This window comes from Saccharophagus degradans 2-40 (assembly GCF_000013665.1).
Lineage (GTDB): Bacteria > Pseudomonadota > Gammaproteobacteria > Pseudomonadales > Cellvibrionaceae > Saccharophagus > Saccharophagus degradans.
In genome coordinates this window covers 2,793,868-2,814,642 of record NC_007912.1, presented here as the reverse complement: position 1 = coordinate 2,814,642, position 20,775 = coordinate 2,793,868, and the positions used below count along the sequence as shown (strand labels likewise).

Annotated in this window: 13 protein-coding genes; 12 read left to right on the top strand and 1 reads right to left on the bottom strand. The window is 43.7% G+C overall.

The annotated features are described in order from the left end of the window. Positions 1 to 24 precede the first annotated feature (24 nt). The 9 genes from SDE_RS11570 (at position 25) to SDE_RS11530 (ending at position 13,766) form a co-directional block, all read left to right on the top strand. Positions 25 to 2,439, top strand: coding sequence for a flagellar hook-basal body complex protein (locus SDE_RS11570; RefSeq protein ID WP_011468688.1), 2,415 nt, complete (start codon positions 25 to 27; stop codon positions 2,437 to 2,439). Positions 2,440 to 2,612: 173 nt separating this feature from the next. Then, complete coding sequence (flgF, locus tag SDE_RS11565; protein ID WP_011468687.1) at positions 2,613 to 3,362, top strand: flagellar basal-body rod protein FlgF; 750 nt, start codon at positions 2,613 to 2,615, stop codon at positions 3,360 to 3,362. A 59-nt stretch (positions 3,363 to 3,421) separates the two neighbouring features. Further along, positions 3,422 to 4,207 (top strand): flagellar basal-body rod protein FlgG, encoded by a 786-nt coding sequence (flgG, locus tag SDE_RS11560; RefSeq protein ID WP_011468686.1) that lies wholly within the window; start codon positions 3,422 to 3,424, stop codon positions 4,205 to 4,207. A 30-nt stretch (positions 4,208 to 4,237) separates the two neighbouring features. Then, positions 4,238 to 4,930: a flagellar basal body L-ring protein FlgH gene (flgH, locus tag SDE_RS11555; protein WP_011468685.1), complete on the top strand. Its 693-nt coding sequence runs from the start codon at positions 4,238 to 4,240 to the stop codon at positions 4,928 to 4,930. Positions 4,931 to 4,943: 13 nt separating this feature from the next. Continuing rightward, entirely contained in the window at positions 4,944 to 6,083 is a 1,140-nt protein-coding gene (locus SDE_RS11550) for a flagellar basal body P-ring protein FlgI (protein WP_011468684.1), read from the top strand. Further along, positions 6,084 to 7,040, top strand: a complete 957-nt coding sequence (gene flgJ, locus SDE_RS11545; RefSeq protein WP_011468683.1) for a flagellar assembly peptidoglycan hydrolase FlgJ — start codon at positions 6,084 to 6,086, stop codon at positions 7,038 to 7,040. It begins immediately after the preceding gene. Positions 7,041 to 7,049: 9 nt separating this feature from the next. Next, entirely contained in the window at positions 7,050 to 9,812 is a 2,763-nt protein-coding gene (gene flgK, locus SDE_RS11540) for a flagellar hook-associated protein FlgK (RefSeq protein WP_011468682.1), read from the top strand. A gap of 12 nt (positions 9,813 to 9,824) precedes the next feature. Next, a complete protein-coding gene (gene flgL, locus SDE_RS11535; RefSeq protein WP_011468681.1) occupies positions 9,825 to 11,423 on the top strand; it encodes a flagellar hook-associated protein FlgL in 1,599 nt (532 codons plus the stop codon). A 600-nt stretch (positions 11,424 to 12,023) separates the two neighbouring features. Then, the gene (locus SDE_RS11530) at positions 12,024 to 13,766 is read left to right on the top strand and encodes a flagellin (RefSeq protein WP_011468680.1); all 1,743 of its coding nucleotides are present in this window, start codon (positions 12,024 to 12,026) and stop codon (positions 13,764 to 13,766) included. Positions 13,767 to 13,840: 74 nt separating this feature from the next. Here SDE_RS11530 and SDE_RS11525 read toward each other — a convergent pair whose 3' ends face one another. Further along, positions 13,841 to 15,469, bottom strand: coding sequence for a tetratricopeptide repeat protein (locus SDE_RS11525; RefSeq protein WP_011468679.1), 1,629 nt, complete (start codon positions 15,467 to 15,469; stop codon positions 13,841 to 13,843). Positions 15,470 to 16,068: 599 nt separating this feature from the next. Between SDE_RS11525 and SDE_RS11520 the strand changes: the two genes are divergently transcribed. From SDE_RS11520 to fliD, 3 genes are all read left to right on the top strand, one after another. Next, a complete protein-coding gene (locus SDE_RS11520; protein ID WP_011468678.1) occupies positions 16,069 to 17,832 on the top strand; it encodes a flagellin in 1,764 nt (587 codons plus the stop codon). 101 nt (positions 17,833 to 17,933) lie between these two features. Continuing rightward, the gene (locus SDE_RS11515) at positions 17,934 to 18,332 is read left to right on the top strand and encodes a flagellar protein FlaG (RefSeq protein WP_011468677.1); all 399 of its coding nucleotides are present in this window, start codon (positions 17,934 to 17,936) and stop codon (positions 18,330 to 18,332) included. 256 nt (positions 18,333 to 18,588) lie between these two features. After that, positions 18,589 to 20,667 (top strand): flagellar filament capping protein FliD, encoded by a 2,079-nt coding sequence (gene fliD, locus SDE_RS11510; protein WP_011468676.1) that lies wholly within the window; start codon positions 18,589 to 18,591, stop codon positions 20,665 to 20,667. Positions 20,668 to 20,775 lie beyond the last annotated feature (108 nt).

Genomic DNA, 20,775 nt, shown 5'->3' with positions numbered 1-20,775 from the left:
ACGAGAAGTAAGTAGGAGAAAGTTATGCCTTTCGATACAGCCTTAAGCGGTATTCGCGCCGCCTCCAGTGACCTGTCTGTAACAGGTAATAATATCGCTAACGCGTCTACCACTGGTTTTAAAGCATCGCGCGCGGAATTTGGCGATGTATATGCTACCTCGGTGCTGGGTGCCGGTGTGAATGCGATAGGTAGCGGTGTGCAAGTCCAGGAAGTTGCGCAGCGTTTTAGTCAGGGCAACGTAGGTTTTACCGAAAACGAGCTGGATCTTGCTATTAACGGTAATGGTTTTTTTGTTGTGAGCCAGCAAGGGGAAACACTCTACACTCGAGCAGGTAGTTTTGGGTTAGATGACGAAGGCTATGTGGTAAATAACACGGGTGCAGTTTTGCAAGGCTTTTCGGCCGATGGAGCGGGTAATATAGGCGGTATTCAAGGTGATATTAGAATACAAACCAGCAACCTTGCGCCAAGACAAACGACAGGTGTCGAGTCGTTGTTAAATTTAGATTCTACCGAGCCGGTATTGCAGACTATTGGCGCGGAGTTTTCTACGGCGGGTACTGCAGTTGGTGTTACGCAGATAGGGCGTCAAACCGCTGAAAAATCAACTCTATTGATGGATGCAATTACGTTCCCTATCCAAAACTTAGATACTAACCCAATTATTTTCGATATTACTCTTGCTGGGCCAACAGTTGGTAATAATGGCACGGTTACTATTAACTTAGATTCTATAGATTTCTCTACATCGATAGACGACCTAACCGAACTACAGCAAATAGTTTCGTCAATTAATTCGCAACTATATTCGCCAAACGGCGGAGCGGACCCCATCGATGTAGTAGCTTCAGTTGGCACCGATGGATTGGGTAACCCGGCTATTTTGTTTGAATCTATATACGAGGGTGAGCTTACCGATATTTCCATTTCAATCGATCCAGCGAGCGACCCAGGTAACGTAGCGGCATTGGGTTTAGATGATACGAACGTGGGTACGACGGGTATTCCCTCCGTTTCTAATGGTTACCCCTTGCAAACAGTCGATATTGTAGGTCCTGATGGCAATATCGTGCCATTTTCTATTCCCGCAGGCGCCGAAGCAGCTTCTACTGCATCGCGATTAAATGAGCTGCCTGGCATTTCAGCTACTGCACGGTCTGAGGCTACTCTTTCGGGGTTTACAAATGCCAGTGGTAATATTGTTGTTTCCGTTAACGACATAGCCTTAGTTGTTGATGATTTAGCAGATTTAGAAGCGGAAATTAACGCGCTTTCTACCAGTTCTCTCGCGGGTATTACAGCAACAGTAAATGCTGCTGGTACGGCCATTACTGTCACGTCGGCGGTTGGTAAAGATTTGAAATTTGCCGTTAGTGGCGGTGCGGGGGATGCAATTACCGTGCAGGGCTCCACTTTATCGGCCGCGCAAACTATTACAGCCGGTGGCAATGGTGATACCGATGCTATTGTTGTTGGTGGTGCAATAGATATGGTTTTGGAAGAGGGATACTCACTAGAGAACGCAGTGCCCCAGCTTACAGGTATATTCCAACCTTTTACCGCGAATGAGTTTACCCCCATAGTTATCAATGCGTTTGATCCCACAGATCAGTCTACCTATAACAGCGCTACCTCGATGACTATTTACGATAGTTTGGGTAACTCGCACGTTATGACCCAGTATTTTGTTAAACAAGATTACGATGCAACAGACCCAACCTCTGTGCCCAACCATTGGGTAATGTACGCACGTATTGATGATGCCGATGTGGGCGACCCCGATACAACTTTGCCACCGCCTGCTAATACGCAGCCTACACTGGCAAGTTACGATGTGTATTTTAACGAGGATGGTTCGCTCAATACTTTATTAACTTCCGATATGCTTATCTCAAACTGGACGCCAGTGGATGCAGATGGCAACCCTAATGGTGCCTTGGGGCCTCAGAATATTTTGGCTGGCGGTACTCAAACTGTTGTTGAGCCACCTACAAGCTCAAACTTCGTGATCTCGCTTGAGGGTACCACGCAGTTTGGCTCAGAGTTTTCTGTAAACGATATTAGCCAAAACGGGTTTTCTACTGGCCGCTTATCGGGGCTAAATATTGCCGATAACGGGACGATCTTTGCCCGTTTTACCAACGGCCAATCGTTAAGGTTGGGGCAAGTTGTGCTAGCAGACTTTTCTAATCAGCAGGGTTTGCAGCCAACCGGTAATACCATGTGGGCAGAAACATTTGAGTCAGGTTCACCGAATGTGGGTACTCCAGGTAGTGCGGCATTAGGTGCGGTACAAGCAGGAGCGTTAGAAGAATCTAATGTAGACCTCTCTGAACAGCTGGTTAACCTTATTATTGCGCAGCGCAATTTCCAAGCCAGCGCAAAAACCATCGAAACGGCCGATGCCGTAACCCAAACAATTATTAACTTAAGATAATTCAATCTATAGTTTTTAATCGCTAATCACTAGTAACTTCACTAGTGATTAGCGGCTACTCATTAGCAATTACTCCCTTCCTTTTTCAATTCAAAATATTGGCATCCATCTTGCTCTATTACTACTAGATCGCTAGTAGTTCGTAAATTTGACGTTTTTCCAACGGAGCAAATATGGATAAGGCCTTATACATCGCCATGACCGGAGCAAAGCACAACATGCTTGCTCAAACTGCTCATGCCAACAATTTGGCTAACGTAAACACTACTGGGTTTAAAGCAGATTTCGCGCAAGCGCGTAGCATGCCTATTTATTACGGTGAAGGTGAACCCACACGCGCTTACGCATTAACAGAAAACCCAGGTACAAATTTTTCGCAAGGCGCGCTGGTAGAAACAGGGCGTGAGCTGGATATTGCCGTAGAGCGAGAAGGGTTCATAGCCGTGCAAGCACCAGATGGCACCGAGGCATTCACCCGCGCTGGGTCTTTACACATTGATAGTGTAGGTATTTTGCGTACCGGCAATGGCTTGCCGGTGTTAGGCAATGGTGGGCCAATAGCCTTACCGCCAGCAGAAAAAATAGAAATGGCAGCCGATGGCACCATTACGCTAATTCCCCTTGGTGAAGGTAAAGAAGCCACAGTACAAGCCGACAGGGTCAAACTTGTTAACCCTGATGTGAATACGTTAACCAAATCTGAAGATGGGTTGTTACGCGCACTTGAAAACGACGGTGAAGTGCAAGCCGACGGTACAGTTCGTATTGTTTCTGGCTTTTTAGAAGCGAGTAACGTGAATGCCGTTAATGAACTGGTCAGTATGTTAGAGCTTTCTAGGCAATATGAAATGCAAGTAAAAGTAATGCAAACAATCAAACAGAATTCAGAAAGTTCATCAAAACTATTGCAAATGAATGGGTAGGTAACTTAACCACACTATTCGCTACACACGCAACGCAAGAATTGAACATGAGGTGAGATATGCACGCAGCATTATACGTAAGTAAAACAGGTTTAGCCGCACAAGATACTCGGCTAACAACCATTGCCAATAACCTTGCGAACGCATCCACCGTTGGTTTTAAGCGCGATAGGGCCGTGTTTGAAGATCTTCTCTATCAAATACAACGTCAGCCAGGCGCGCAAACAACTGAAGAAACACAATTGCCGTCTGGTTTGCAGTTGGGCACAGGTGTTCGAGTAGTAGGAACACAAAAACAATTTACTCCCGGTAGTTTACAAGTTACAGGGCAGTCACTTGATGTGGCTATAGATGGTCGAGGCTTTATTCCTGTATTGCAGCCCGACGGTACAGTTTCTTATACACGTGATGGTCAATTTCATTTAGATGGTCAAGGGCAGGTGGTGAATGCTAGCGGCTTGCTTATTCAACCTGCTATTACCATTCCAGATAATGCCGAAACAGTCACCATAGGTACAGATGGTGTAGTAAGTGCCTCTGTAAGAGGTGAGCCTGCGCCCGTTGTGTTAGGTAATTTACAAATAGTCGATTTTGTAAACCCAGCTGGTTTACAAGCCATTGGTGGCAATTTATTTCTCGAAACCGCTTCAAGCGGTAACCCCATTCAAGGCACACCCGGTGAAAACGGATTGGGCTCAATTAAGCAAGGCATGCTAGAAAATTCTAATGTGGATATTGTAGAAGAAATGGTGAATATGATTACCACACAGCGCGCCTATGAAATGAACTCAAAAGTGGTATCTACTTCCGATCAGATGCTGCAATTTATTACGCAAAATATCTAATTCATGTTAGCGATTAAAAGGGTGAGGGCGATGGTTAGTCTAAAAAATACATACAAAGCGCTTATTGCCGTTAATTGCTCGCTATTTTTTTCAGGTTGTGTGGTTCATCAACCGGTTGCACCCGGCGACCCGTATTATGCGCCCGTATTAAGTACCAGCTCACAAGCGCAACCGCCAGCAAATGGTTCGTTGTACTCACCCAATTCATCTATCGACCTTTTTAGCGACAGAAAAGCACTACGTGTTGGCGATATTATTACGGTGGTATTGCAAGAACGCACCTCGTCTAAAAAGTCATCCAATATTGGCGTGAAAAAAGATAACGATATATCGCAAGGCTCGAGCACTGTATTTGGAACGACTCCCGGCTTGGGTAACCTTGGCTTAGGGCTAGATGTACAGGGCGAGCGAGAATTTAAAGGCGAAGCCGACTCCGACCAAAGCAATCAGCTTACTGGCAGCATCACTGTAACAGTGGTCGAGGTGTATCCCAATGGCACCTTGTCCATTCGCGGCGAAAAATGGATGACGTTAAACCGCGGCGATGAGTTTATTCGGGTAAGCGGCTTAGTAAGGCCCGATGATGTGGGCCCAGATAACACGGTAGTGTCTACCAAAATCGCCAATGCGCATATTAGTTATTCCGGTGAAGGTGAATTCGCAGATTCGCAAAAAATGGGTTGGTTAACACAGTTCTTTAATGGCCCAATTTGGCCATTTTAAACGAAGGTGAAAAATGAACATTACCGTACGCCAAGTTTGTAAACAGAGCTATAGAGCAATTGCTAGCACTTTACTGAGTGCTCTATTTTTATTTGGTTCACATGCTAGTGCAGAGCGAATAAAAGACTTAACTTCGGTTGAGGGGGTGCGTTCCAACCAGTTAGTTGGCTATGGGTTAGTGGTTGGTTTAGATGGCACCGGTGACCAAACAAACCAAACACCATTTACCACTCAGTCGTTTCAGGCAATGCTAAAGCAGTTTGGCATCACTATTCCGCCCGGTGCAAAATTTCAGTTAAAAAACGTTGCTGCTGTGGCGATTCATGCAGAGCTTCCAGCTTTTGCAAAACCCGGTCAAACCATTGACATAACCGTTTCCTCTATTGCCAACGCCAAAAGTTTACGTGGTGGTAGTTTGTTGCTCGCGCCCTTAAGAGGTCTAGATGGCAATGTATATGCTGTGGCACAAGGCAATCTTATTGTGGGTGGCTTTGGTGGTGAAGGTAGAGATGGCTCTAAAATTACTGTAAACGTGCCTAGTGTTGGCCGCATTCCCGGTGGCGCCATGGTGGAGCGCGCAGTAGCAACGCGATTTGGCGGTGACGATCGCATTGTTTTTAATTTACATACGCCAGATTTCACAACAGCAAAGCGATTAGCCGATACTATCAATGATATGTTAGGGCCAGAAGTTGCTATGCCAATGGATGCTGCATCCATTGCCGTGCGTGCGCCGCAAAACCCTGCACAGCGCGTAGAATTTTTATCGCTGCTCGAAAACCTTACGTTAACGCCAGGTAATTCAAGCGCCAAAATTATTATTAACTCGCGCACCGGTACCATTGTAGTTGGGCAGCATGTGCGTGTGTCGCCAGTGGCTGTTACGCACGGCTCGCTTACGGTTACCGTTAAAGAAGATGTAGAGGCCAGCCAGCCCAATGCTTTTGGTGGTGGTGAAACAGTGGTGGTGCCAAATAGCCGCGTAGAAGTCGTAGAAGAAAATGGCCCAATGTTTAAATTTAGCCCAGGGCCCACGCTAAACGATATAGTTCGCGCGGTTAATGAAGTAGGGGCGGCGCCTGGTGACTTAATGGCAATTTTAGAAGCACTAAAACAAGCTGGTGCTTTAAAAGCCGAAATAGTGGTGATCTAAATGAAAATGGACTCATCGAGCTTATTACCTCCAACACTTCCTTCTGCAGATGTTTATACCGATTTAAACAGTTTGCAGAATATAAAAAATACCGAAAATAAAGATGAGGCGCTTAAAAAAGTTGCGCAGCAGTTTGAATCCATCTTTGTGAATCAAATGCTAAAAAGTATGCGTGAGGCCAACGCAGTATTTGAAGAAGATAGCTTGTTTAACAGTCAAGAATCCAATTTCTATCGTGATATGCACGATCAACAATTGGCACTTACCCTTTCTCATGGTAGGGGAATGGGTGTAGCTGATGCGCTATATCGCCAGCTTTCCGGCCAAAAATACGGAAACACGGAGCGTGTAAACACCAGTGTGGCAAGCTATCAGGCATCACCGGTAAATGCAGTGACTAAGTATCACTCGCCAGATAATATGAGTGCGGCTGCACCTAAAGGCGAACGCAGCGCTATGGCCACTTCGCCAGACGATTTTATTCAACAAATGTTGCCCAATGTAACTAAAGCGGCAGAAAAATTAGGCGTAGAGCCTGAAGTACTTATTGCACAGGCTGCGCTTGAAACAGGTTGGGGTGAAAAAGTAATTGCCGATAAAAATGGCCAGCCCAGCAATAATTTATTCAATATTAAAGCTCATAATGGTTGGCAGGGTAATGCTGTAACCGCTGAAACCTTAGAGTTTGCTAATGGTAAATTTGAAAAAGAAAAAGCAGCATTTAGGCAATATGGCAGCATAGAAGAAAGTGTGAATGATTACGTTAGTTTTATTCAGGGTAACCCGCGTTATCAAGATATTGCCACTGGTAATAAAACAGCCGAAGAGTATATTAAGGGTATAACCCAAGCGGGTTACGCCACAGACCCAGCTTATGCAAACAAGGTTTTAAGCGTATTGGAGCGCGTTGCAGATAAAGTAAAAGCGCTATCTGGCAACACCTCGGATAACGGGTAGAGGTGATCTATGGCTGGTGATCTACTAGGTATAAGTGTTACGGGGCTGCGGGCTAGTCAAAGCGCGTTAAGCACTACTGGACACAATATTTCTAATGCAAATGTTGATGGTTACAGCCGTCAGCGCGTTATTGCGGAAACTAACCCCGCAACCCGGGCCGACGGTGGTTACGTGGGTAATGGGGTAAACGTAGCTTCTATAGAGCGAATTGTAAACAGCTTCGTTACTACTCAATTGCGAACAGATTCAACCTTATACTCCGATTTAAACACTTATCACGACTTGGTCTCGCAGCTAGACAACTTACTCTCCGATGAGAATACAGGGTTGTCTGGTGCATTAGGAACTTTTTTCGCAGCAGTTCAAAATGGTGCAGATGAGCCTAGCTCGGTGCCAGTTCGGCAATTAGTTATTAGTGAATCGGAAAACTTGGCCAGTCGGTTTAATACAATACATTCACGTTTTGCAGCTATTGAAGAAAGTGTGGAAGAAGGGTTGCAGGTAGCCGTTGCAGAAGCGAACGCCTTGGCAAAAAACATAGCGGATATAAACCGTAAAGTGGCGGAAGCTTTTGGTTCGGGCGATAAGCCAAACGATCTATTAGATCAGCGTGATGAGACTATTTTAAAGCTGTCAAAAATTATTTCTATACAAACTTTTACTCAAGGTAATGGTGAGGTAAATGTACTTATTGGTAACGGACAAAACTTAGTAGTAGGGGATACAGCGAGAACGCTTGGCTTAGTTGACAGCGAGGAAGATGCAAGCAAGAAAGACCTTACGTTTACCACAGGGGGGAGCGTTCAGGTACTTACAAATATAGTTTCTGGTGGTGAAATAGGAGGCCTGCTACGATTCCGCGATACCGCAATGACTGACACCTATAATGAGTTTGGACGTATTGCTGTTACTCTGGCTGATACTTTTAACAAAATTCATACGCAGGCCATTACACTTGATAACGAATATGGTGAGGACTTTTTTAAATCTGTAAATGAACCAATTACCGCTGCCAATAGAGTAATCGGCGATTCCAATAATTCTGTGGCCACCAATAGGCAAATGTATTTGAATATTGTTGACAGCACTGAGTTGGAAGCGTCTGCCTATGAAATTGAATTTCAGGCGGGTGGTCGCTACACCATTACCCGTTCATCTGACAATGCCAGCGTTACCAGCGGTATTTTACCTGGGAATTATCCTACATCGATTGCTTTTCGAGGGTTAGAGCTCGAGATACAGTCGGGCACTTTTACCGCAGGAGATAGTTTTTTATTGGAAGGTGTAAAGAACGGAGCAAGGGACTTTAGTTCGAATATTGCCGACCCTAGGGATTTAGCATTTGGTAGTCCAATAGTAACCCATACGTCTCTAGGGAATTCTGGGTCTGGGATTATTTCACCAGGAGAGGTGTTATCGCTTACGGATAGCAACGGCGAATTATTGCCGTTATTAGCTAATGCTGGCGAAATGTCGCCGCCTTTATTAATTCGTTTTAACACACCAACTAATTATGATGTATTGGATAACAGCGACCCAGGTAATCCTGTTCAACTCGATCCGCCATTGCGAGACCAAAATTTCGTAGTAGGTCGATCTAACCCTGTTTTTCCGACCGATTCGGGTGAGCGTCTAGTGAATTCGGGGGGCGCAGTAATAGGCATTGAAGAAGGCCGGTCGGCAGTGGTAGGTACTGGGGGCGTATTAAACAATAACTACCCATCGGAAGTGTTTACATTTACTTTACCGTCGCAAACCCAAGCGGGGGCGGCAGTAACTCAGACTATCTATACGCCACCGAATGCAAGTGCGCGTGAGTTGGCATCATTATTAAGTAATGTACCTGGTGTATCGGTTAATGCTTCAAATTATATAGAGCTATCAAACTTTCAAGTGAGTTATGTTGAACCTTTGCAGTTAAGCTTAAATGGCACAGATCTTTTAGAGTATGAATTTGACCCCATTACAAGTACAAATGTGTTAAGTGCAAACGTGCCTGATCCTGCGGTTAACCCTGATGAATTTAATAATTATATTGAAAGCCGAATTAATTCAGACGCTAGCTTTGCACAAAATGGGATTTACGCGGTATCCGCAACCGATGAATTGACGGGGTATAGCGAGGTTAGGATCTTTGCTACCGAAGGCGATAACCTTCAAATGGACTTAATTGCTGCTGCGAATGAATCCTTAGATGTTGGCGACGGTTCCAATAGCAATGTACGACTCACAGGTGCTGGCGCTGGGGTTACATCATCTATTGTAAGTGGCGGTAAGTTTGATATCGCTATGGCCGACGGGGTTTCTCTTACTACTTTCCCTCCTCAAAGCCGGTTACTAGGTGATACCACGGCTGAAGACTTCGCTAAAAACCGTTATATGGGAATTCAGGTAAATTTAAGCGGTAAACCTCAGGCTGGTGATAGTTTTACCTTGGATTTTAATATCGATGGCGCAATGGACAATCGCAGCGCTTTGGCACTTGTGGCAATTCAAAGTAGTAATTTAGTTCAAGGGAAAAGTGCAAGTCTTTCTGAGAGTTACGGTTCGTTAATTGAACGCGTTGGTATAGATACTAGCTCCTCTAGAATTAACATGGAGGCTAGTAAACAAGTTTTAGAGCATACCACAGCAATGCGCAATTCTATTTCTGCGGTAAATCTAGATGAAGAAGCGGCAAACTTAATCCGTTTCGAGCAAATGTATTCCGCAAACGCCCAAGTTATCTCTGTGGCACGAAATTTGTTTGATACTTTGATAAATTCCTTTTAAGGGTGAAACATCGTGCGTATATCTTCGCTGCAAATATTTAATATCGCGAACAGTGGCATGGCTGATGCTAATCAGGCCATGGTGAAGACGCAAGAGCAGCTCTCTACCGGCAAGCGTGTTTCAACGCCCTCGGATGATCCCGTAGCTTCCACCAAAATTATTCAATTAACTGAAGAGTTGGCCAATATAAATCAATATGGCATTAATAGTGACCTAGCCGAAAATAGCATTGTGTTACAAGAGTCTGCGCTTGAAGCGATAAATAACTTAATTGTCAGAATGCAGGAACTAGCCGTACAGGCGGGTAACAACGCAACATTGGGGCCTACCGAGTACAAGGCGCTTGCTGCCGAAGTAGACAGTCGTTTAGAAGAGTTACAGAGCTTGCTAAATACTAAAGGGCCTGGCGGTGACTATATTTTTGGCGGTTATCGTTCAACCACAGAGCCATTTAGCGGAACTGCAAGTACTGGCTTTAGTTATAATGGTGATGAAGGGCAAAAATTTGTAAAAATAGCGAACAATACTCATATTGCCGCTAGTGATTCTGGCAAAAAAATATTCGTTGATATACCAAGCGCAGAAAATACAGTGCGTACTTACCCTAGTTCTAATAATCGCTCTTCTCCGCCAGTAGAGGTGTCTGTTGGTCAAGTATTTGATCAAGAGGCTTACGACGAATTCTATCCTGAAGATATTGTTATTTCGTTTAACCATGAAAGCACGGTGGTGCCGGCAGGAAAAAACTACACGGCAACCGAGCGCTCGACCGGCAAAGTTATTGTTGCTAATCAGCCGTTTCGCTCTGGTGAATTAATTGAGTTAAAGGGCGTACGCTTTGCTGTAGTGGGTGAACCAGCCTCTGGAACTGCAGCGCAAGCAGCTTTACTTAATTTTGATGCAGACGGTGTCGACGCAAGACCCATTGATTTTACTGCAACCCCAGAGACATTCGACATAACTGTTCGAGGACGAAAAGAAACACTGGTATTGGACGGCCCTATTAACAGCGCTGCAGACCTATCAACTGTATTAAATTCTGCGGGTAACGGTAATGCTGCTGCCCTAGCTAGATTGGGCGTGGCGGTAGATGCTACGGGGTTTAATATGCCAGCAGGGCTCCAAATTACGCTATCGAATGGTTCTGCAAACACTAACGCAGCGCTCGGTGTTACATCCGCTACTCAGAGTGTATCCTCTGGCGGTGTGACAGCTGTTGCCGGTGACCGAATATTTATTGAAGCAACCAATAAACAAGATGTACTTACAACTCTGGCGCAAATGAGTGAATCGATGAAGACCTACGAGGGTGGCACCGAAGATAGACGGTCTATTGAAAAGGTGATTGCTTCCACACTTAAGAATCTATCTAACGCACAAACATCTATATCGAATGTCACTTCTGAGCTTGGTGCCAGATATAATACAATTGATAGTACACGATCACTTCATTTAGACTCGGAAGTTGTTATAAATAAATTTCTAGCAGACTTAAGAGATGTAGACTACGCCGAAGCAGCTACGCGTTTAAGTGTCGAAACCCTTGTGTTACAAGCTGCGCAGTCTTCTTTTGTGAGGGTTTCTCAGCTCACGCTATTCTCGCAGTTATAGTCCTGTATCTTTGAGTATTAGTAGAATAAATGGTTTTGTGCTGAGATTAGTTGGCAGAGATGCATTTGTTTCTTCGCTATATGCTCTTACTTAATAGATAAAATCCATTTACTTCTTAGTTAATACCTCAAAAACGCTCTATTGTTACTTCCCATTATTTATAGCCGTAAAAAAATACCTCGTGTGTTTAACATGCGGCTTGGTTACTTAGCGTGTGAAGATATCAATTAGCTAATTAAGCTAAAGTGCCTATTTAATGTTCTAATCAATGTATCTTATTCAAGATAACTATTTAAGAATTAAATCCAGTCCAATCTAATTCAATCCAACAAGGCCAGTAATATTGAGCGCCTTTAGATTCTATTATTTATTGCTCATGTTCGCTGTTTGTATCTGGTTTGTGGAAAATTGTTGCCGCTTCTAGTTTACATCTCTTGCCGCCTTTTAATAAAAACGCCTTTAAAAGCCGTAAAAAGTCGGTTTTTCCTTGTTGGCACACGCATTGCAACTAACCAGTTAGCTTGATATTTAAACAACAAGCACGAAACGATTATTGTTAAGTCAGCGTTTTCGTTGTTAAAACGTTACAGGAGATTTGTTATGCCTTTAGTTATTAATACAAACGTCGCAGCTTTAAATGCACAGCGACAACTTGTGGCATCCGGCAATGATATGAGTGAAGCAATGGAACGATTGTCATCTGGTAAACGCATTAACACTGCGCGAGATGACGCTGCTGGCCTCGCTATATCGAACCGAATGACCTCTCAAATTCGTGGCTTGGATCAAGCTGTTCGAAATGCAAACGACGGTGTCTCAATGATACAAACCGCAGAAGGTGCTTTGGACGAAGTAACCAATATTCTGCAGCGTATGCGAGAACTGTCGATCCAGTCTGCTAACGGAATTTATTCCGATACAGACAGAAGTACTTTGGACGCTGAAGTACAACAACTAAAAGCAGAAGTGGATCGCATTGCAAAATCTACTTCTTTCAACGGTCAACCTCTGCTGGATGGTAGTTTAGGTAGTGTTTCTTTACAGGTAGGTGCTGAAGCTAACCAAACAATCGCGTTAGAAATACCCGGGTTTAATACTTCTTCGTTAGGTGGAGCTTCTGGCGATATAGTGGGTGGAGAAACTGCAGCTGGGTTAACCACTCTTGCACTGTTTGACACTGCAGATGCCGCCCATACGCTCTATGTAAACGATACTGCCATTAGTGATTTATCTAACGGAACGACGTTAAACGATAAATTGGCGATTATAAATGCTGACCTAGACGGTAAAGGTGCGACCGCTTCTTCTCTAGTTTCTGTTGTGGGCACCACCCCTGGCAATGGTGTATTAACAGCTGGAGTTAGCTCTCTTACTCTCGCGTTGGTTGATGGCGATGGCAACAGCCAAAGTTACGTAATAACGGATACCAATAGTCTTGAAGACTTACGCGATAAAATTAACTCAGATACTACATTGGATGCAAAGATAAACGATGATGGTAAGTTAGTTGTAAGTAAAGATGATGGAACATCAATTGCTGTTACGGATGCAAGTGGTGCTTCTGGTCTTGCAACGGGCGTGACAACTAATTTCTCATTGGTACTAACAGATACCTCTGCGGAAAAGAACGGTGTTAAGTTTGAAGTCGGCGCTGCTAACGGTGCCGATATACAAGCGTTAGGGATCGATGTGCATGATGACAATGGCAATTTAACAGGTACCACCGTCACAAGTACATCTACCAACACTATTCAAAAGGGCGATCTACTCATTAACGGCGTGGCAATTCCAGCATTCACTGAAACTGGCGTTGCAGCAACAACGGTCGATGAAGTAATAGAGGCGATTAATTCTGTTTCTGATGATACCGGTGTAGTCGCGTACGAAACGGGTGGTAACACTGCGCAAATAAGTCTGCGTTCATCCACGGGCGACGAGATATCTATTGAGTATGGTGATAATGCTACAGCAGCAAACGTACTTGCTGCTACTGGTCTGCAAGAGCGTAATGCTGCAGAGGGAGGTGGATCTGTATCGGGTATATCCATTGGTACAGCTGCTGGCGCACAGAAATCTATCGATGTTATTGATAAGGCGCTAGAACAGATTAACTCGACAAGGTCGCAATTAGGTGCGGTAAATAACCGTTTAGATTTTACTATGTCGAATTTATCTAACGTAGCCGAAAAAACATCCGCTGCTAAATCGCGAATTGTAGATGCCGACTTCGCCAAAGAAACGTCCGAATTAAGTCGAGCGCAAGTGCTGCAGCAAGCGTCGCAAGCAATGCTTGCTCAAGCGAATGCTCAGCCTCAACAGGTGCTGCAGTTACTTCAGGGTTAGTAAATGGCAGTTAAGAATAGTTTAGGAAGAATGTGAATTACACAATTAAACCACCCAAAGGGTGGTTTAATTGCTTAACGGCCAAATATCTTTCCACATATAGCGGGGGATAGGTGAACTTGATCGATATGATATTTCCCACTGCTAAATCCATTCAAATCGTTAGTCACTGAATATAGATCAATAATACTTATATTCTTGAAACCAGTAGCCGATTCACTCAAAGATTGGTTGTAGGAGGCTATTAATACTTGTAACTCGTATAAAGCTTGTTCGTCAAGGTTAGCCTTTAGTGGCGCAGGAACGTTAAAAAGATAGGCCTGAATGTTTTTAGTGGCACAGGCTTCACTGACGTACTTACAGTATTGCTCGGTCAGGTCTCTTATTTGATTTGTTAATGCGGCTAACGTTTTAGAGTCTTTAAAATTGATAGATAGGTTTTTGTTTTTAGCCGATTTTTTAAAGGCGACCAGTATGCCTTCATCGCTGCGGCAATCAATTTCTCCTAACGACACTAATAATGTGCTGTTTTCGGCTTGCTTGGTTATGAGTTTCTTGAACTGAAACTTGTATTCGTTTTCTGCTTCATTCGCTAGATGCCACGCTTTACACCCAGTCATTAACTTTGGTGCCCCCCTATAAAGCTCGTTTTCTATTTGAATAGTCAAGTTGGCGTAGGTTAGGCTGTGGCTGTCTCCGGCAATACTAATGGGTGCTAATGCGGCGTCGGTTTCTAAATAAGGTATAGGCGCGAGTTTATAGTTTTCGATGAGAGCTAATAAAAATTGGCTATAGCCAACAATAAACTTATTTTGTTTGGGGGAGTAGGGTTTAGTTGAATAGTCGATTGTTGTCTCTAAGTATTTTTCACATGCTGCTATATCGTTGTCTATCCAGCAGTATGTGGCCAACGTAGTGTTTGATATAACAGCGTGCTCTGGGCTTGTCGAAGCTTCCTCATATAGTTTTTTGGCTTTATCTAGCTCGAGGTGTCGTTCGTGAGTAAAAGCTAGGTTGTTTATCGCTGTGTAGTACGATGGGTTTAAAGTAATTGCCTTTTTGTAGGCTTCCATCGCTTCAAGAATATTACCTTCGCTTTGCTCCAAGGATGCTAGGTTGTTGTGACCTTCAGGGTTGTTGGGTGCTATTTCAATTGCTTTTATAAAATACGTTCTAGCGTCTTTGTTTTGATGTTGTTCGAATAAGCACAACCCTAGGTTATTATTGGCATCAAGCCTATTGGGGGCCAAATGAACTGCGCGTCTAAATTTTTTCTCGGCATTGTATCTGTCTTGTAGGTACATATACATACTGCCTGCGTTTAAAATAGATTCTATATGGTCTGGTTTACATCTAATTGCATTTTCATAGCTGGATGCAGCTTTGTCGCACGCATACATATGCTGGTAGGCAAGCCCTAAGTTGTAGTGAGGTAATGCATTGTTTGGCTGAATTGCTATAGCTTTTTTCAAGTAGTGTAATGCTTTTTCGAAGTGCCGAGTTTGAATGTGCTTAACACCGAGCAAATGATTCGCATCTACATTGTTTTCATCGATTTCTAAAATAGCATTGTACAGGTTCTCTGCTTGTGTAAGCTGACCTTGATTATGGTGTTTCATAGCGCGTTCTAGTAGTACGCTTATTTGCTTCTGCTTAGGGGTTAGCGGTTGCTTATTAGTTTTTTTAGCGTTTTTTGTTTTCATTGTACGAAATATCCATAAAGTTGGCGGTTGCCTATGGGGCTAATTAAATTTATTTCTGCTATGGGCTTCTGCTTAAAGATTCGCTAATTCTTTAGGAGGGAATGTAGGTGGCTAAGCAGAGAATACACTCGTTATCGCGGAAACCTTCAATGGTATTTAGGTCTATATACCTATAGAACCTCCTCTCAATTAGTTTAGTCAAAAAACTGACTTTTGGTGATTTATTGTTAAATAAAGTTGCTCGCACGCCGGATTTCTAGCGCAAATATTAAGGATCAATCAATCCGTAATAAAAAATAGTTTTTAAAAATCAATTGGTCTAACAATATTTTGGGTGTGAACGAGGCTTGAACCCGTGTTATCGCATCGTAGGGTTGGTATTTGATTTATGTAACCTTTTGAAAGTATTAGTTATTTTGTTACTTGAGGTGCGCGCTAGCCAATATTGAAGCCTCCTGCAGAGCTGCGAGAATTGTATTTAAGTTTCTTTGTCTTTGGCCGAAAAGATTGGTAACAGACACAACATGTATTAATTGTCTTGTTTGAGGCCATGCTAGTCGTTGCGGCTAGTTATTCGAAACTACAGAAGGAGGCGTATCATGCCTTTAGTTGTTAACAGTAACATTTCTTCACTAAACGCTCAGCGACAAATGTTAAAAACCGGCGCAGAACTTGATCAAGCAAGTGAGCGCTTAGCATCCGGTAAGCGTATTAACTCGGCAGCAGACGATGCCGCAGGTTTAGCGATCTCTAACCGTCAAACCTCCACAATTCGAGGGCTTGATCAGGCAATACGTAATGCCAATGACGGTATCTCCATGATACAAACTGCCGAAGGTGCGCTAGACGAGACAACTAACATTCTCCAGCGTATGCGGGAGCTAGCGATTCAATCATCGAACGGTATTTATTCAGATACAGACCGAGCTACATTGAACGCTGAGGTTCAACAGTTGAAGGCAGAGATTGATCGAATTGCTGATACCACAGCTTTTAACGGTCAGAATATTCTTGATGGCTCTCTTGGAAACGTAAGCCTTCAGGTAGGTGCCGAAGCTAATGAGACAATAGGTGTTTCAATTGGTGGTTTTAGCACCAATTCGATTGGTGGCTCAGGTGGAGATATCATTGGTGAAGCTTCAACGGGTTTAGCTGCGTTGAATTTCTTTACTGCAGCGACAACCGCTACCACGTTAGTAATTAACGATGTAAGTATGACTAGCTTGGCGGATGCGGCAGCAGGCTCCACCCTAAATGAAAAACTATCTACTATGAACGCTTTGCTAGAAGGTAAAGGCGCAGAGGTATCTACTTTAGTTTCTGCGGAAATGGATTCGGTGGGTAGTGGTGTTCTATCTGGTACAACTACGGTCGAGTTTACTGTTGTTGACGGAGCAGGGAATACACAGAACTACTTCATTGGCGGTACCACTAGTGTTGATGAGTTTATAGACAAGGTAAATGCAGAGACCACGCTTACCGCTTCGGTTAATGACGCTGGTAAAATGGTATTTTCAGCCGAAAACATAGTAAGTCTACAGATTCAAGATGGCTCGACGAATACCGGTGCGACTGGTGCCCCAGATAACGATGAAACCTATAACTTCCGTTTAGTGGTAACCGATACAAGCTCTGATGGTGCGGGCGTAAAAATTGAAAAAGGAGATGGCCTTACTACAGAAACCGGTTTGGCTGATCTAGGCATTGATGCGCAAGATGACGAAGGTAATTTGCTGGGTGTGACGGTTACCACAGCAACAACCGGTACCACCATAAACGAAGGCGATTTAATCATTAATGGTGTAGAAATCGGTCAAATCGATTCGGGTGCTTCGGCCGCTGCTACTGCAGATGCCGCTATTATTGCTATTAACAAACTTTCCGCTGAAACAGGTGTAATTGCCTACGAAGTGGGAGGGGACCCCGACCGAATTGCGCTTAGTTCTACTACAGGTGGAGAAATATCAGTTAAGTACGGTGATAACGCAACCGCCGCGAACATAGTTGGTATGGTTGGTTTTCAAGAGCGTAATGAGGCTGCAGGTGCTGGTTCTGTAGCGGGTATCAACATATCTACTGCTTCGGCAGCGCAAAAGGCAATTGATGTAATTGATAGTGCTTTGGAGCAGATCAACACAACTCGATCTGATTTAGGTGCGATCAATAACCGCTTAGACTTTACTGTTTCTAACTTAGCAAACGTTTCTGAAAATACGTCTGCTGCTAGGTCGCGAGTTGTGGATGCGGATTTCGCTGCAGAAACTGCTCAGCTAAGTCGGGCGCAAGTACTACAGCAAGCTTCGCAAGCGATGCTTGCTCAGGCTAACGCTAGGCCACAACAAGTTCTATCTCTTCTACAGTAAGTAAAAATCTTAGGCCTAGCGTCTAAATGATTTACTTCGTATAGAAGGTGGGCAAAAGTGGGATAGATCCTGCTTTTGCCATTTTGAATGAGGATTAACCCATGACTGAAGTTAGATCTGTTTTACCTGTCGGCCAGTTAATGGCTGGTTCTGCTTCATCACGCGGGACGACGGATGCACAAGTGAAAGTAAGCGGTAAGGAATTGCCGCTACAACCGGAAAGTCTTGACCAAACTGACGACAATCTTAATAGCGAGGCAGTATCAAAAGTACCTTCAGAAACTATTGAGACCGCTGTCACCAACGTAAATGACTTTATTCAGTCGGTAAATAGGAATTTGCAGTTTACTGTAGACGAAGATTCAGAACGAACAGTTATTAAAGTGCTGGATGGTACGTCTGGAGAGCTGATTAGACAGATACCGGAGGATATTTTCCTTGAGCTTGCAAGAAGATTAAGGCAAGACGGAGAGCTACAGTTGCTCAATGTTCGCAGTTAATTATTCTTCGTCTCAATAGAGGGGGTGTATTTTGGGCGCTTAGCTAAACTTGGCGCCTTTTGTGCATTCTATGATAGAAGTTTTAGGTTATATAAATTAGGTACTTAGATCGCTAGCTTACAAGTAAGCCCAAGCCGCGGGGTTTGGGCTACACTTGTGGAAGGCGCCGTTGTTAGTTAGCTTTCGTGAATATCTAATGGAACAGCTAATGCAGAGCGCGGTTTTTGTTTCTAGGCGTCGCTGACGAGGTGACAATATGATAGACAACAATATTATTCAGTCGATTGGTGCTGGTTCTGGCATCGATACAAACAACCTCGTCAAGCAGTTGACCAGTATTGAAAAAGCTGCCCCTCAAAATAGAATTGATAAAACACGCGATTTAACAGAATCAAAAATATCTGATTTCGGCAAGTTAAAAAGTGCGCTTTCTACCCTGAAAGATGCAACTAAAACATTAACAGACCCCGAAGGCTTATTTAGCAAAACAGCTTCGTTCACAGAAAGCGATGCATTGGTACCCGTTGAGTTAGGCACAGATGTGCAAACTGGGTCCTATACGTTTGAAGTGAACGCTATTGCCAAATCACAATCTCTCAGCTCAACGTCTTTTGCCTCCATAACCGATACCGTGGGTGAGGGGACGTTAACTATCCGTTTAGGCGCTGTAACTACCGATGTAAACGGAGAAATGACAGCGTTCTCTGCCGATGTAGAAGAAGACGCGATAGAAATAGTAATAGACAGCAGCAATAACTCGCTCTCTGGCTTGCGCGACGCTATTAATAATTCAGATTCAGGTATCCAAGCAACCATTGTAAACGACGGTTCAGGCTACAAATTGCAAATAAAAGCTGCTTCTGGTGCAGCGAATGAACTAGAAATAACCGTAGCGGAATCTGGCGGTACGCCTACAAATGAAGATGCGAATGGTTTGTCTCGATTCGCGTTTAATACCACTGTATCTCAGTTAACCGAAAATCAGGGGGGGCAAGATGCCTCGTTAACGCTGAACGGTTTGGCTATAACCAGAGAAACCAATAAAGTAGAAGATGTTGTAGAAGGGTTAACCTTAGATATATTAAAAGCGGCACCAGGCGAAGAAATAAACATAACAATTTCTGACGATAAAGCCTTTGCAGAACAAAATATACGCGACTTTGTGGAGGCCTATAACCTATTTTTGGAAGTGTTAGAGCCTATTTTCGGTACCTCTGAAGTCGAAAACGACGAGGGCGAAACAACCACCGTTACAGGATCGCTTGCTAAAGATTCACTGGCCAAGTCTATACTCTCCCAAATTCGATCTACAATCGCCTCCTCAATACCTGGGCTTGGCAATTCTGATTTTACTTCGTTAACTAATGTGGGCATTCGAACTGAACTGGATGGAACATTGAGTATTGACGAAGATGACTTTTCTAGTGCCTTCGATACGAACTTTGAAGATGTTCAAAAGCTATTTGCACCTACCACATACTCCTCAAGTGGTGAAATATTTATTAATAGTTATGGGAAAAATACCACTGCAGGAGAGTACGAGGTAAATATTACGACTGCACCAGATCAAGGTTATTATAACGGCGGGGATATAGACGATACAGAAGCGACCTTCCCGAACTTTGACTCTTCAGCAAAAACTTACGATTTCAAAATAAGCGTAAATGGTAATACCTCGGATACACTAGTTATTCCAAGTGCTGTATATGCAGATAAAGATGAAATGGCAGCCGCACTGCAAACGTTAATAAATGCCGACGAAACGCTCGCAGCCAACGCAGCTACAGTTACAGTAACCTATGACTCAATAAACGACCGATTTGATATTACTTCTAATAAATATGGCGCTAGCTCGACTGTTGAAATAACTGAAGCAAGTGCATCGACATCAAGCGACTTAGGTCTTGCGGTGGCAGCGGGTACACCTGGTGTTACCGTTGTCGGCACCATAGATGGAGTAGCAGGGTTTGCGTCTGGTAATGTGTTGCTCCCAAAACTGGGCGAGCCAGCAGAAGGTTTAGCGCTGGTTATTGGTAAAAATTCCTCTACTGGCACAGTTAATTTTTCTCGCGGTTTTGCCGGAGAGTTGGATGAGCTTATTACTAGCTTTCTCACAGCGGGTGGAGTGATTGATCTACGTGAAGACAGCCTAGAAAGTGATCTTGATGATTTAGATGAAGATCAAACCTCACTAGATCGCAGAATGACAGCCTACCAAGAACGGCTTATTCAGCAGTTTATTTCGATGGAAAGAATTTTGAACAGTTTGAATAGTTCAGGATCATTTTTAGATAATTTAGTGAATACTTTGCCGTTTACTGCGAAAAGAGATTAGCAAAGTAACTTAAGAATATTTAATGGCGAATGCGAAATATTGCTAAATATTTGCTTTGAATGGCCGAAAACCATTAAGAAGATAACAAATACTCATAGCAAATTTTGC

Coding starts and splice junctions, on each gene's coding strand:
- SDE_RS11570 (WP_011468688.1), top strand. CDS start 25: ATGCCTTTCGATACAGCCTTAAGCGGTATTCGCGCCGCCTCCAGTGAC.
- flgF (WP_011468687.1), top strand. CDS start 2,613: ATGGATAAGGCCTTATACATCGCCATGACCGGAGCAAAGCACAACATG.
- flgG (WP_011468686.1), top strand. CDS start 3,422: ATGCACGCAGCATTATACGTAAGTAAAACAGGTTTAGCCGCACAAGAT.
- flgH (WP_011468685.1), top strand. CDS start 4,238: ATGGTTAGTCTAAAAAATACATACAAAGCGCTTATTGCCGTTAATTGC.
- SDE_RS11550 (WP_011468684.1), top strand. CDS start 4,944: ATGAACATTACCGTACGCCAAGTTTGTAAACAGAGCTATAGAGCAATT.
- flgJ (WP_011468683.1), top strand. CDS start 6,084: ATGAAAATGGACTCATCGAGCTTATTACCTCCAACACTTCCTTCTGCA.
- flgK (WP_011468682.1), top strand. CDS start 7,050: ATGGCTGGTGATCTACTAGGTATAAGTGTTACGGGGCTGCGGGCTAGT.
- SDE_RS11530 (WP_011468680.1), top strand. CDS start 12,024: ATGCCTTTAGTTATTAATACAAACGTCGCAGCTTTAAATGCACAGCGA.
- SDE_RS11525 (WP_011468679.1), bottom strand. CDS start 15,469: ATGAAAACAAAAAACGCTAAAAAAACTAATAAGCAACCGCTAACCCCT.
- SDE_RS11520 (WP_011468678.1), top strand. CDS start 16,069: ATGCCTTTAGTTGTTAACAGTAACATTTCTTCACTAAACGCTCAGCGA.
- SDE_RS11515 (WP_011468677.1), top strand. CDS start 17,934: ATGACTGAAGTTAGATCTGTTTTACCTGTCGGCCAGTTAATGGCTGGT.
- fliD (WP_011468676.1), top strand. CDS start 18,589: ATGATAGACAACAATATTATTCAGTCGATTGGTGCTGGTTCTGGCATC.